We start from the raw sequence: 13,032 nt of genomic DNA on the forward strand, positions 1-13,032 counted from the left end.
GTTTCCTGCGCTCTATTTGGTAGAGTTTGGAAAGGGGCTGGGATCTAATATTTCAGTGTTATTTTTATAGGTTGGCATGTGAAATAAAATTCATTAGCAGGCTGTTTGCGTCTGTTTTGGGGGTTCTTTCCTGTATGCTTGCTAAGGCCGGTCTCTAGTTTATGTCTAAGCTGCTAAAAAATAGTGGTTGGTCGCTCTTGGCTCAAGGCGGGAAAGTTATCACACAGGCTGGCCTATTCGTACTGTTAGCGAGAGGATTTGGGGTTCATGATTTTGGTCTTTATATGGCCATATTCTCGATATCGCAACTGCTCTATCCTTTTTCGGGGCTAGGCACACACAACACCATGGTAATGCGAGTTTCGCGTTGTCCCCGTCTACTGCCTGTCTACTTCTGGACTCCGTTGGTCAGCACCATATTTATGGGGCTAGGGGCGGCTGCGGTGCTGTCTCCATTTATTTCAAGTATGTATACGACATCTATTGTCGCCGTGGCTTTGATTCTGTTGACAGAGTTGGTTGCCTACCGATTGCTCGACTTGGCGACGCATGCGTGGCAGTCGATGGAGAATCTGCGAAGTGGCGCATTTGCTTATCTATCTATCAGTGTTGGAAGGCTGTTGCTCGCTGCATGTCTATTTCTGTCGGACCATTTGACTCTAGTGATCTGGGCCGTCGGAAATTTTGGGCTGACATTGTTAGTAGCTATTTACAATCTTCAAAAGATGACAAGAAAGTATGCTATCAAGTGCCAATATTTCGTTTTTTATCCACGTGAAATCAGGCGGGGTATTTACTTCTCGTTGTCGGGCGGTAGCCAGGCTGTCAACGCTAATATCGACAAGATAGTATTGTCTCGATTAGGGGGCCTCAGCGACCTAGGGGTGTATTCTGCAGCCTATCGTGTTATCCAGATGGGGCTGCTGCCAATGATGGCTATATTTCAAGCCACTTATCCACGCTATTTCAAAGCGGGGCGCGCAGGTTTGAAGCCCGCATTGGCAGTCAGCCGAAGCGTCGCTATGCCGCTTCTGGTCTACGGTATCGTCGCCTCAGCGGGAATCGCGTTGCTTGCGCCATTTGCCCCTTGGGTGTTGGGGGGTGAATACAAACCCGCAATCTTTTTGATTCAGCTTCTTGCTCCTTTACCATTACTACAGATAGGCCACTATCTTTTAGGGGAGGCGATGACAGGTGCGGGTCTACAACGTCAGCGTGCCTTGATACAAATAGGTGCAGGCGGTGCCAGTCTGTTTTTAAATATTCTATTGATCTCACTGTTTGGTGTGGTGGGCGCAGTTGTTGCAGCGTTGGTGTGCGAAGTTTTGCTCATTGTTGGTTATTCTATTATTGTCAAGAATAGGTTGGTTAGACACCAATGTTTTTGAGCGTCGTTATACCCACTATTGGCCGAGGCATTGAGCTCATTCAGATGCTAAAAAGTGTTGAGCCGTTTCTCGACTCAGGGGTGGAAGTAATTGTTGTGGATCAAAACCCCAAAGGTTTTTTGGATAAAAGTATTCCACCGGCATTGCTCGAGAAAATTTCAGTTCACCACACCGATAAAAAGGGAGTCTCGATTGCAAGAAACTTAGGGCTATCATTGGCTTCTGGCTACTATGTTAATTTTTGTGATGATGATGCAGTCATAGAGCCGAATTTCATAGAAATTATTAAGTCCAGTTTTTTGCTTCACCCTTCTGCTTCTATGGTGAGCCTTAGGGTTTTTGAGATGGCTAGAGATTTTCCCTGCATGCTACCTTTTCCTGAAAAGGACGCGCCCATAGATAAGTATAATTTTCATTCTGTAACTCTGGAGTTTTCTCAGGTCTGGATAGCAGATCATCTCAGGGAGCTCGGCGGCTACGATCCAAATCTAGGCGTTGGCAGCCGTTATGGTGCAGAGGAAGGAAAAGATCTGGTGATTCGCGCCATTGCCGCGCAAAAGGCTATGTTTTATATGGCAAAGACTGCTTTTCGCCATCCGGCGAAAAAAGAGGCTCCTGCTCATCGTTATTTTAGCTACGCTGAAGGGACAGGAGCGCTGGCCGTAAAGCATTGGAAGAAGTTTTTTGTTGTGCGGCATGTGGTTGAATTTTTGATGAAAAGTGTTGCGGGTGTCTGTGTCTATAATCTTTGGAAGATTAATGAGAGTCGTCGTTACACCATGAGATTTTTAGGCTTTTTTTCAGGGTTCGTTAAAAGGCTAAGAGACTTTAGAAATGGTTGATCGTGTCGGCGTGTGGTGGCTTTACTGGACTCTTATATCCCTAATGTGCTTCAGTGGAGCTGTTTCCAATATCTATTTTTATGCTATTGGGGGCGATGGCATCAATGTCGGCACCTATTTGGTTTTTTTTGCGGCGCTATTGAGCTTGGGTTTGGGCTTGTCAGACTTTCCTTCAATTGTCAGAGGGGTGGCAGGACGTCGCATGATGTTGTTGATTGCATGCGGATTTATCCTGGGAGGCTACTATCAACTAGGTTTCAGTAGGGAACCAATAGTAGCGTTCAAGGCAACGCTTTCTTTTTTCTTTCTTCCTGTCTCAGCGATGGGAGCCTACGTGCTATGTCGCCGCTATCCTGCTCAATTCTTTCGTCTATTATTGATACTGGGTGGGCTGTTGGCGGCAGTGGGGTTGTTTCAGTTTTTATTGGGTATGAGTGTACCAAGCGGGTGGCAGGTGTTGCACGGTGAGGAGTTGCTTAGTTTCTGGAGCCTAGGTTGGGTAAGACCTACGGCCTGGGTTGGTAATTCGATTTTTTTCTCTTGTCTTATGTTTTTGATGTTTGTTCTTGCATTCCAGTGCTTTTTGCTACTGGGGAGTGGTTTGGCAGGTTTGACTTCTCTTTTGACCGCTTCTGCCATATACGTGGCAATGTCTCGTTATACTATAGCTATGTCCTTGAGTGTGGCTATTTTATTTGTTCTGTGGTGGTTGTTCGCTTCGGGGAAGATTTGTTGGCGGAGGCTTATAATCTTTGTTCTATCATCGGGCCTCCTAATGATTGCCCTTAACTACTATAATGGCTTCGGCGTGGGAGCGCCGGATAAAGCACTGGCCCAGTCTCAGAGTTCATCCTCTTTAGTATTCGATCGGTTTCGTCCTTCTAGTACTCATTCTCAAGGTTCCAACGAAACACATGCTCTCGAAACCCGAGAGGCGGTGAGATATATTCTAGGCGATCATGAATGGACTGGCTGGGGGAGTCAAGGGATCAGTGCGAGTAACAGTATTATAAGTGACGGGCTTTGGTTCCAGTTTGCCATAGAATTGGGGGCTATCAATGCGCTGCTTTTCGTGGGTTGGTTGTTTGTCATACTTTTTATGTTGATTTTGGCGTTATTGAATGCTTATCGATGCGGTGTTTTTTCCAAAGTGGTGCGAGAAAATGAGTACGCTTTTCTTGGTGTGTTAGGGGTGACTCTTGTTTCTTATTTGGGTTACTCGCTGCTTGGAGGTTTTATTAATTCTTCGTTCGCCGGACGTGTAAGTTATTCACTATTCTGGGTGATGGTCGGATGCTTTTTTGGTATGCTGGATCGTCATAAAGATTTTGGATTGGGAAATGAATGAACTTCGAGGTTATGCTTTCGATGAGCGGTGGTGTGGTGATCATGGTATTGGAAGGTTTGCCAAAGAAATCGGTCAACGTGTAAGTGGTCTGGAGGATGCTCAATTTAAGGGTAGTCCAAGCGATGCCTTTGATCCGTTAAAAACGGGGGTTTGGCTGTGCTTTAACTCTGAGAGACGCTTGTTCACTCCCGGGTACAATGCACCACTTTTTGGACGTTCTCGTAGCGTGATCACTGTGCATGATCTTAACCACATTGATGCGATTGCTGGCAGCAGTAGGTTAAAGCGTCTATATTATTCTTATGTTTTGAGGCCTGCTTGTCGTCAAGCTTTCTGTGTTTTGACTGTTTCTGAATTTTCTAGGCAGAGAATCATTGATTGGAGTGGTGCTAGTCCTACACGAGTGGTGAATGTCGGCAACGGTGTTTCTGATGTTTTTAAAGAATCGTCTGATGCTGATATGACTGTTTCTGAAACTCCTTACTTTTTTTGCGTTAGTAATCGTAAGCCACACAAAAATGAAATTCGCCTTCTTGAGGCTTTCTCCAAAGCTCGTATTTCAGAGAGAATAATGCTGTTGATGTCGGGCGATCGGTCCCCGGATATGGATGAGCATATCGACCGTCTTCACTTAAGCTCGCGCGTGAAGTTTATTGGGCGTGCTAGTGATGTGGGTCTCGCTAAGTTCTATCGTTCTGCTATTGCTTTGCTTTTCCCATCTTTGTACGAAGGTTTCGGTCTTCCTGTTGTTGAAGCAATGGCTTGTGGTACACCTGTACTCACGTCGAATGTGACTTCTTTACCTGAAATTGCCGGTGATGCTGCCTATCTGGTCGACCCGTACTCTGTTTCTGAGATACAGAATGGTATCGAACGTCTTGAAAGTGATGCATCATTACGTGCCCGTTTGAGAAAAGCAGGGCTCGAAAGGGCGAAATCGTTTAGTTGGGATCAAGTCGCGGGACGTGTGCGTTCGGTTTTATCTGAGAGTAATTAGTAAGATGATCAGGAAGCGCTCACTGCGCGAAATTAAATAGCCAGTCTAAGAGAGTTCCCAATGAAAGTTGCGCTGATATCGGACTGGCTCGTCTCGTACGCCGGTTCCGAGAAGGTCGAGGAAGCCATTCTGGGGCTGTTCCCTCAAGCCGATGTCTTTACCTGTGTCTTCAATCGCGAAGCGTTCAAGGGAACCGGGTTCGAAAAGGCCCGGGTGACGGAGTCGTTCATCGCCCGGCTGCCTGGCGCGTTGAAGCATTATCAGAAATACCTGCCGCTGATGCCGCTGGCCGTGGAGCAGTTCGACCTGTCCGCCTACGATGTCGTGATATCGAGCTCGCATGCAGTGGCCAAGGGGGTGCTCACCGGGCCGGATCAGCTTCATATATGCTATTGCCATACTCCCATTCGTTACGCATGGGATTTTCAACACCAGTATCTGAACGAGTCTGGCATGGGCCGCGGCCTGAAAGGGTGGCTCGCGCGCTATCTGCTGCACCGGTTTCGTATCTGGGACGTACGCACCGCGCATGGCGTCGACCATTTCATCGCCAATTCCCGCTATATAGGTCGGCGGATCCGCAAGGTCTATGGCCGCGATGCCGATGTCATCTATCCGAATGTCGCCGTCAATGATTTTTCGCTGGTGTCCGAGAAGGAGTCTTTCTATCTGGCTGCGTCACGCCTGGTCCCCTACAAGCGCATCGACCTGGTGGTAGAGGCTTTTTCCCGGATGCCGGATCGCCAGCTCGTGGTGATCGGGGAGGGCGACCAGGAGGACAAGATTCGGCGAATGCTGACGCCCAATATCACTTTTCTCGGTCATCAGCCCTTTTCGGAGCTCCGTGGCTACCTGCAGCGCGCCAAGGCTTTCGTGTTCGCCGCCGAAGAGGATTTCGGCATCATTCCGATCGAGGCCCAGGCCTGCGGCACGCCGGTGATTGCCTATGCTCGTGGTGGCGCGCTGGAAACCGTTCAGCATGGCAAGACGGGCTTCCACTTCGATCGCCAGACACCGGAATCAATCCGTGAAGCAGTCGAAAATTTCGAGACAAAAGGAGTATCATTCGGCGCCTCCGAAATCCGGCAGCACGCCGAGAGTTTCTCGCGTGAACGATTCGATCGGGAGATGGAGGCATTCGTTCTGGAGCGTTGGGACGCCTTGAAGCGGAAACGGGGGTTCTAGGCTCGGCGGCCGAGTTCTGGCTGCCGGCCACCAGTGGCGGCGACTGGCCGATGGGCGTTGTCCTCATCGGAAGCGTGAGGATTGGGAGAAGATGATGTCGCCTGCAGAAGAGCGGTCGCGGCCCCGAGGTCACGACTGGTTGATGGCCCTGCTGTCTCGCGGGGCGGATTTCTGTGCCGTGCTGCTGGCCGGGTGGGCCGCCTATGCGTGGCGATTCGATAGCGTGGTCGTCCATTATGAGCGATACCAGTGGGCGCTCCTGGTGGGCGGTCTCATCCAGCTTTGGCTGTTCCCGCTGTTCGGGCTCTACCGCTCCTGGCGGGGGCGTCGCTGGCTGGCCATGGTCGCCAAGCTCCTTGGGGGCTATCTGGCCTGGGGCGTGGCACTTGCCGTCGTGATGTTCGCGTTCCAACTGTTCGACTACTCGCGCATCTGGCTGCTGGGGTGGATGCTGCTGGCCTTCGCGCTCTCCACAAGCGCGCGTGGGATCGCCTATCCGTTGATCACCCGGCTGCGCAAGCATGGCCGCAACCAGCGCAAGGTATTGTTGATCGGCGACGCTTCGTCGTGTCGCAACGCTTTCTACGCGCTGCGCCGGGACCCCGGACAGGGGTTCGATGTCGCTCGGGTTCTGGTCCTGGATTACGGCTTCCGCCGGCGGCTCAAGAAATACCAGGGCGTTGTCGATAACTACGAGTTCGGACGACGCATCACGGTCGAGGAGGACGAAGTCTGGGTATGTCTGCCGCTGTCACGCGGGAATGATGCGCATCGCATCATCGACGCGCTGGATACGGTCACTGCCAATATCCGCCTGATGCCGAACCTGTCGGATCTGCGCCTGATCAATCACAGCACATCGGTCATTGCCGGGCAGCATCTCATCGACGTGTGCTGTTCGCCGATGACGGGCTGGCGACGAATGAAGAAGCGCATACTGGACGTGGTGTTGTCCAGTCTGATCCTGGTGACGGTTGCGCCCCTGCTCCTGGTCCTGGCCTTGGGCGTGAGGGCCAGCTCCCGGGGTCCGATCTTCTATCGGCAGGAGCGTGTCAGTTGGAACGGGCGACCTTTCTGGATGCTGAAGTTCCGCTCCATGCATGTCGATACCGAGCAATCCGGTGTGGATTGGGGCGGGGCGAGGAACAAGTCGACGACCCGCTTCGGAGCCTTCCTGCGGCGGACCAGTCTCGATGAGCTGCCGCAGTTCATCAACGTGCTTCGTGGGGACATGTCCATCGTAGGCCCGCGGCCGGAGCGCACGATCTTCGTCGAGCGCTTCAAGCACGAGATACCGGGCTACATGCAGAAGCACATGGTCAAGGCCGGCATTACCGGATGGGCCCAGATCAACGGCTGGCGTGGCGACACGGATCTCAACAAGCGGATCGAGTGCGATCTCTGGTATATCGAGAACTGGTCGCTGTGGCTCGATCTGAAAATCATTCTGCTGACGTTCTTTCGGGGATTCACGAATCCCCACGCCTATTGAGGCCTAGTTAGCGGCACGATACCCGTGAAGGGTCGTTTCGAGATGGGTGAGTTTTTGACGCCGCCACTGCGGCGTTTTCTTTTTCAAATGGAAAATATGAGGGAAAGGGATGGGTTGGTACTGCCCTAGGGGGATATGGTGGTTGGGCTTTTCATTGGTGCTGGTCTATGCCGCCCTGGGAATCGCTGCGCATTCGCTGAAGGACGTCATCGAGCCTTACATGGCGTTCCTGGGTCTGGCTTCGTTGCTGGTGTTCGGAGGTTGGCGGCGCAAAAGCGGGGCACTGGTCCTACTGGTGGCGATCTGCCTGATTCAGATTGTCAGTTGGTGGCTCGCCATCGCCGATCATCCGCAATGGGCCAGGCCCAACCCCGATACGGAAAGAATGGCAAAGCTGTTCATCTTCATCGCCATCGCCTGGTGGTTGAGAGGAAGCCTGCGCCATCTCTTCTGGGTGTGGGGGCTCGCGCTGGTAGCTTTTCTGCTGACGACGGTCGCTTATCCCGAGGGGCGTGAATCATGGGTCCTCGGCTTGCAGGGGGAGCGCGTCGGGTTCGGTATCCAGAACAATCAGCATGCCTCGATGCTGTTCGGTGTCGCGCTGTTGGGGCTCTGTATCTTTGCCCGGCGGTTCTGCTGGTCGGGTGGGTTTCGCCTGGGCCGCGCGGGCGTCTGGGCCGGGATGACCCTGATGGTGCTGGTGGGTATTCTGTTCGGCCAGACTCGGGCCGTCTGGTTGGCGCTGCTACTCTCCTTGGTCGTCATCTTGTTCGTGCTCGGGATTTACGCCAAGAAACGCTATCGGGTCCGGCTGCTGAATCGGCTGACCGTGGGCATCGGCGCAGGGCTGATTCTGGCAGGTACGGTCGTCACGATGCTATTCGGCCATGTGCTGACCGACCGAGCGTTGGCGGAAGACGAGATCATCGCGCAGTTACTGTCGGGGCGACTGGATACGTTGCCCTACAGCAGCATCGGCATTCGCATCCACTCCTGGGTCGCGGCCACCCAGTGGATCAGCGAACGGCCCTGGATCGGTTGGGGCAGCAACGGGCGCGAGCTGGTGATCGAGCACACGCCCTGGTTGCCGGAGTTCGTGAAAACCCACTTCGGGCATCTGCACAATTTCCTGTTGGAGACGCTGGTCAATTACGGCTTCCTGGGGCTCGCCTGCATGATCGGATTGATAGCCTGGGTCGGAACCATCACTTGGCGGGCCTGGTCGCGGGGCGACATGCCCAACGACGTGGCGCTGTTCGCGGTGGCGTTCTTCTGCTATTGGCTGATCGTCAATCAGTTCGAGTCCTACCTCTCGTTCTGGACCGGCATCTATGTCCACAATCTGATCGTGGGAGGGCTGGTCACGCTTTACTGGCGTTCACCCGCCGACCCGAGCCGCGCCGTCGAAAACCGATTACCATAGGCCACAATCGTATAGTGGCGAGTGCGACGCGTAGGCAGAAAGATGGTGTGGCGGCTCGCGCTTTTTTCATCCGATGGTTGAAGGAACAGCAATGCGAATCACGATTTTCGGTACCGGATATGTCGGCTTGGTCACCGGAGCCTGTCTGGCCGATGCGGGCCATGACGTCATGTGCATGGATATCGATGAACAGAAGGTCGCCCGGCTCAAGCAGGGCGAGATTCCGATCTACGAACCCGGGCTGGAAACGCTGGTCACCGAGAACGTCGGCCAGCAGCGGCTGCTGTTCACCACCGACGCCGCGGAAGCGGTGGCGTTCGGCACGCTGCAGTTCATCGCCGTGGGCACGCCGCCGGACGAGGATGGCAGTGCCGACCTGCAGTACGTGCTGGCGGTGGCCAAGACCATCGGTCAGCACATGGAGGAGTACAAGGTCGTGGTCGACAAGTCCACGGTGCCTGTCGGTACCGCGGATCGGGTTCACGAGGCGATCAGTGGGACCCTGGGCGAGCGCGGCGTCGCGCTCGACTTCGATGTCTGCTCGAATCCGGAGTTTCTGAAGGAAGGGGCTGCCATCGAGGATTTCACTCACGGCGCACGTATTGTTGTGGGCACCGACTCGGAGCGGGTCAAAACACTGATGCGCGAGTGCTACGCGCCCTATAACCGGCGCGTCGAGAAACTGATGTTCATGGACGTGCGCAGCGCGGAGCTGACCAAGTACGCCGCCAATGCGATGCTGGCGACCAAGATCAGTTTCATGAACGAGATCGCGAACCTCGCCGAGCGGTTGGGCGCGGATATCGAGCAGGTCCGCCGAGGGATCGGCAGCGATCCGCGAATCGGCTATCACTTCATCTACCCCGGTTGCGGTTATGGCGGCTCCTGCTTTCCGAAGGACGTGCAGGCGCTGGCGCGGACCGCCAGCCAGATCGGCTACGATCCGCAGTTGCTCAATGCCGTCGAGGCGGTCAACGACCGCCAGAAGTCGACCCTGTTCGACAAGCTCGGCCAGGCTTTCGATGGTCAACTGGATGGCAAGACGGTGGCAGTCTGGGGGCTGGCGTTCAAGCCCAATACCGATGACATGCGCGCAGCCCCGAGTCGCCACCTGATGGAAGCGCTCTGGGCCGCTGGCGCCAAGGTTCGGGCGTACGACCCGGAAGCCATGGAGGAGTGTCGACGTATTTACGGCGAGCGCGCCGATCTGACGCTGGTCGGGGGGCGCGACGAAGCGCTGCAGGAAGCGGATGCGCTGGTGATCTGCACCGAATGGAAATCCTTCCGGACGGTGGATTTTGGCCATCTTCAGCGCACGCTGCGGACCCCGGTCATCGTGGACGGCCGCAACCTGTTCGAGCCCGAGCAGGTGCGTGCCGCCGGCCTGCTCTATTTTGCGGTGGGTCGCGGTGATTCGCTACGTATCAGCGGCCGTCCGGCGCACTGAGCGCCTGACCATGCCTAACCCGACAAGCGAGCGCGAAGGAGAGGCCGGAATGCTCATACCCGTGGTGTTGGCCGGCGGTGCCGGCACGCGTCTGTGGCCGATGTCCCGCGCGAGTCACCCCAAACAGTTTCTGCCCATTACTGGGCGTCGCAGCATGCTGGTAGAGACACTGGCGCGGTTCGATTCGCTGTCGCCGGCGGCGCCGATCGTCGTCTGCCAGGATGCGCATCGTTTTTTGGTGGCCGAGCAGCTGCGCGAGGCGGGTGTGACCGGCGATATCCTGCTCGAGCCGGCGCTGCGCAACACCGCACCGGCGATTGCCCTGGCGGCGTTACAGGCCATTGGCCGGGATGACGATGCGCTGATGCTGGTATTGCCGGCCGATCACGCGGTGGCCGACCCGCAGGCGCTGATCGCGGCGATCGCGCCGGCGCGGGCGGCGGCGGAGCAGGGCAGGCTGGTGACGTTCGGCGTGTCCCCGGCGCGGGCGGAAACCGGTTACGGCTATATCGAGGCCGCTGACGCCCCTAGCGCCGATAGCGCGGTGCCGATCCGGCGCTTCGTCGAGAAACCGGATGCAGAGACCGCGCACTCCTACCTCGCTAGCGGCCGCTATCTCTGGAACAGCGGCATGTTCCTGATGCGGGCGGATCGCTACCTGCAAGCCCTGGAGCGCCAGCGGCCGGCCATGCTCGCGGCCGTGAAGTCGGCCTGGGACGCACGCCAGGTCGATCTCGATTTCCTCAGGGTGGGCGTGGATGCCTTCAGCGCCTGCGAGGCCGAGTCGATCGATTATGCCGTGATGGAGGACGCCCCGGATGCCAGCGTGGTGGCACTGGATGCCGGTTGGTCGGATGTCGGCTCCTGGCAGTCGCTGTGGGAAATCTCTGCCAAGGACGAGGATGACAACGCGCTGCGTGGGGATGTGATCGTCGACGGCGTGAGCGGGAGCCTGATCCATAGCGAAAGCCGACTGGTGGCGGCGATCGGCGTCAGGGACCTGATGATCGTCGAGACGCCGGATGCGGTGATGGTGGCGCATCGCGACGCCTCGCAGGCGGTCAAGCGCGTTGCCGAGACGCTCAAGCGCCAGGATCGCACCGAATGGGATCAGCATCGCCGGGTCCACCGTCCTTGGGGCAGCTACGACGGCGTGCACGCCGCCGAGCGATACCAGGTCAAGCAGATCAGCGTGCGGCCGGGCGGCCGGCTATCGCTCCAGAAGCATTTCCATCGCGCCGAGCACTGGATCGTGGTGCGCGGTACGGCACGGGTAACGCGGGGCGAGGAGACCTTCCTGCTGGAGGAGAACCAGTCGACCTACATCCCGCTGGGGGTGCTCCATCGTCTTGAGAACCCTGGCAAGATCGAGCTGGAACTGATCGAAGTCCAGAGCGGCAGCTACCTCGGCGAGGACGACATCGAGCGCTTCGACGACGTCTACCGCCGGGAGTGATCACTGGGCCGGCCCGATCCTGCTGCCCTGGTCGTCGGCCTCCGCGGCTCTCGTCGTCGCCGAGTCCGGCGGCGTACTGCCGCCATCGCGCTGGGGAACGTCCAGACGCAGGGTCGGCAGATACTCGGGATAGTTTGCGCAGATGAAGTCGATCAGGCCTTCCCGGATCTCGCAGCGTAGATCGAAGGTATTGGGGCCGCCGCTGCTGCTGATCAGCACACGCAGCTGCTTGTTGCGCTCGGTCATCTCCAGCATCTGCACCTTGCAGACGCGCCCGGTCCAGAATGGCGAGGCCTCGGCGATTCGCTGACACTCGGCCCGCAGCGGCTCCATCGGCAGGTGGTAGTCGACGTAGAGAATGACGACGCCGATCAGATCCTTGTCGCGGCGGGTCCAGTTCTCGAAGGGGTGGTCGACGAAATAGGTGATCGGCAACACGACCCGGCGCCAGTCCCAGGTCCTCACCACCGCGTAGGTGAGCGTCAACTCTTCTACCCAGCCCCACTCGCCCTCGACGATGACCGAGTCGTTCAACTGGATCGGCTGGGTGAGGGCGATCTGGATGCCGGCGATCAGGTTGCCCAGTACCTTCTGCGCCGCGAAACCCAGCACCACACCCAGGATCCCGGCGGAGGCGAGGATACTGGCGCCCAGTTGACGGACTTTCTCGAACACCATCAGCATCGAGGCGAGTGCCAGAATGACGATGACGAAATTGATCAGTTTTCGCAGCACGGTGATCTGCGTGTGCACCTTGCGCGCGACCGCATCCTCGTCATCGAACTTGTAGCGCTCGCTCAATGCCCGCTCGCTGATGTTGATCCCGTGAACCAGCACGCCGGCGATGCTGCCGATCAGTATCAGGCTGGTGAGGTCGTGCAGCGCCGCGTCGAGGCGGGCCGAGGTGATGAAAACCGGGAAAAGCGAAAACAGCACGAAGATCGGGATCAGCGCGGCCAGGCAGCGCGCCATGAACGGCACCAGGAAACGTTCCAGTATCGAAGTCCGAGAATCCCCCCAGCGATCCATGGTGGCGACCAGTCGTCGGCATAGCCGAATCAACAGCCAGACGCCAAGCAAGGCGGCACAGAAGTGCGCCACCGTCATGATCAGCGCGTGGCCCTCGACGCCGATCGGAACCAGGAAGTGGGCCGCGCCGAAGAGTCCGTAGACCCAGAGTACGCCCACCAACGGCGGATGGACGGCCTTGGCGGTGGTGCCGAGCAGGGAGTGGCGGCTATCGCCGAGTCTTCGCAGCCGGAAGTGCACATACTTGAGCAGAGCATGGGCGGCGATGGTGACGACGACGATGATCGCCGCCGTGAGCCAGAATGGCAGCGCATCGAGCCACGCCGCCATCGTCGTATCGATGACTGATGCCTTCATGGAGGAGCCTGTTGTTGCTGTTGTCGACTTCCTCCAGCTTAGGCGCTCTGGCTACAACTTTCGTCGGG

The 13,032-nt window shown here is 56.5% G+C and carries 10 protein-coding genes; 9 read left to right on the plus strand and 1 reads right to left on the minus strand.

All coding sequences use genetic code 11. From position 1 onward, the window contains the following. Positions 1 to 161 precede the first annotated feature (161 nt). The 9 genes from DOM56_RS11150 to DOM56_RS11185 all read left to right on the plus strand — a co-directional run bounded on the left by DOM56_RS11150 (position 162) and on the right by DOM56_RS11185 (position 11,578). On the plus strand, positions 162 to 1,388 hold the full coding sequence (locus tag DOM56_RS11150) for an oligosaccharide flippase family protein (RefSeq protein ID WP_110708817.1): 1,227 nt from the start codon (positions 162 to 164) through the stop codon (positions 1,386 to 1,388). Beyond that, entirely contained in the window at positions 1,379 to 2,230 is an 852-nt protein-coding gene (locus DOM56_RS11155) for a glycosyltransferase family 2 protein (RefSeq protein WP_110708818.1), read from the plus strand. The genes DOM56_RS11150 and DOM56_RS11155 overlap by 10 nt, the downstream gene beginning before the upstream one ends. Continuing rightward, positions 2,223 to 3,578: a hypothetical protein gene (locus DOM56_RS19695; RefSeq protein ID WP_157958214.1), complete on the plus strand. Its 1,356-nt coding sequence runs from the start codon at positions 2,223 to 2,225 to the stop codon at positions 3,576 to 3,578. The genes DOM56_RS11155 and DOM56_RS19695 overlap by 8 nt, the downstream gene beginning before the upstream one ends. Continuing rightward, complete coding sequence (locus DOM56_RS11160) at positions 3,571 to 4,575, plus strand: glycosyltransferase family 1 protein (RefSeq protein WP_110708819.1); 1,005 nt, start codon at positions 3,571 to 3,573, stop codon at positions 4,573 to 4,575. Before DOM56_RS19695 ends, DOM56_RS11160 begins: the two co-directional genes overlap by 8 nt. 60 nt (positions 4,576 to 4,635) lie before the next feature. After that, positions 4,636 to 5,760 (plus strand): glycosyltransferase family 4 protein, encoded by a 1,125-nt coding sequence (locus DOM56_RS11165; protein ID WP_110708820.1) that lies wholly within the window; start codon positions 4,636 to 4,638, stop codon positions 5,758 to 5,760. A 94-nt stretch (positions 5,761 to 5,854) separates the two neighbouring features. Further along, positions 5,855 to 7,252: an undecaprenyl-phosphate glucose phosphotransferase gene (locus DOM56_RS11170; protein WP_232822258.1), complete on the plus strand. Its 1,398-nt coding sequence runs from the start codon at positions 5,855 to 5,857 to the stop codon at positions 7,250 to 7,252. Positions 7,253 to 7,394: 142 nt separating this feature from the next. Next, entirely contained in the window at positions 7,395 to 8,675 is a 1,281-nt protein-coding gene (locus DOM56_RS11175) for an O-antigen ligase family protein (RefSeq protein ID WP_232822259.1), read from the plus strand. A 91-nt stretch (positions 8,676 to 8,766) separates the two neighbouring features. Further along, positions 8,767 to 10,122 carry a UDP-glucose/GDP-mannose dehydrogenase family protein gene (locus DOM56_RS11180; protein WP_110708822.1) on the plus strand — a complete coding sequence of 452 codons (1,356 nt, stop codon included), beginning with the start codon at positions 8,767 to 8,769 and terminating at the stop codon, positions 10,120 to 10,122. Between the two features lie 49 nt (positions 10,123 to 10,171). Continuing rightward, the gene (locus tag DOM56_RS11185) at positions 10,172 to 11,578 is read left to right on the plus strand and encodes a mannose-1-phosphate guanylyltransferase/mannose-6-phosphate isomerase (RefSeq protein WP_110708823.1); all 1,407 of its coding nucleotides are present in this window, start codon (positions 10,172 to 10,174) and stop codon (positions 11,576 to 11,578) included. Here the strand turns inward: DOM56_RS11185 and DOM56_RS11190 are convergent, their stop codons facing one another. Then, positions 11,579 to 12,964, minus strand: a complete 1,386-nt coding sequence (locus tag DOM56_RS11190) for a mechanosensitive ion channel domain-containing protein (RefSeq protein ID WP_232822260.1) — start codon at positions 12,962 to 12,964, stop codon at positions 11,579 to 11,581. Between the last annotated feature and the right edge of the window lie 68 nt (positions 12,965 to 13,032).

The organism is Salinicola sp. CR57 (assembly GCF_003206585.1).
GTDB classification, from domain to species: domain Bacteria; phylum Pseudomonadota; class Gammaproteobacteria; order Pseudomonadales; family Halomonadaceae; genus Salinicola; species Salinicola lusitanus.

Bases quoted from the DNA above. Each gene is read 5' to 3' on its own strand.
- DOM56_RS11160 (WP_110708819.1), top strand. From the start codon at position 3,571: ATGAATGAACTTCGAGGTTATGCTTTCGATGAGCGGTGGTGTGGTGAT.
- DOM56_RS11180 (WP_110708822.1), top strand. From the start codon at position 8,767: ATGCGAATCACGATTTTCGGTACCGGATATGTCGGCTTGGTCACCGGA.
- DOM56_RS19695 (WP_157958214.1), top strand. From the start codon at position 2,223: ATGGTTGATCGTGTCGGCGTGTGGTGGCTTTACTGGACTCTTATATCC.
- DOM56_RS11170 (WP_232822258.1), top strand. From the start codon at position 5,855: ATGTCGCCTGCAGAAGAGCGGTCGCGGCCCCGAGGTCACGACTGGTTG.
- DOM56_RS11165 (WP_110708820.1), top strand. From the start codon at position 4,636: ATGAAAGTTGCGCTGATATCGGACTGGCTCGTCTCGTACGCCGGTTCC.
- DOM56_RS11190 (WP_232822260.1), bottom strand. From the start codon at position 12,964: ATGAAGGCATCAGTCATCGATACGACGATGGCGGCGTGGCTCGATGCG.
- DOM56_RS11155 (WP_110708818.1), top strand. From the start codon at position 1,379: ATGTTTTTGAGCGTCGTTATACCCACTATTGGCCGAGGCATTGAGCTC.
- DOM56_RS11150 (WP_110708817.1), top strand. From the start codon at position 162: ATGTCTAAGCTGCTAAAAAATAGTGGTTGGTCGCTCTTGGCTCAAGGC.
- DOM56_RS11185 (WP_110708823.1), top strand. From the start codon at position 10,172: ATGCTCATACCCGTGGTGTTGGCCGGCGGTGCCGGCACGCGTCTGTGG.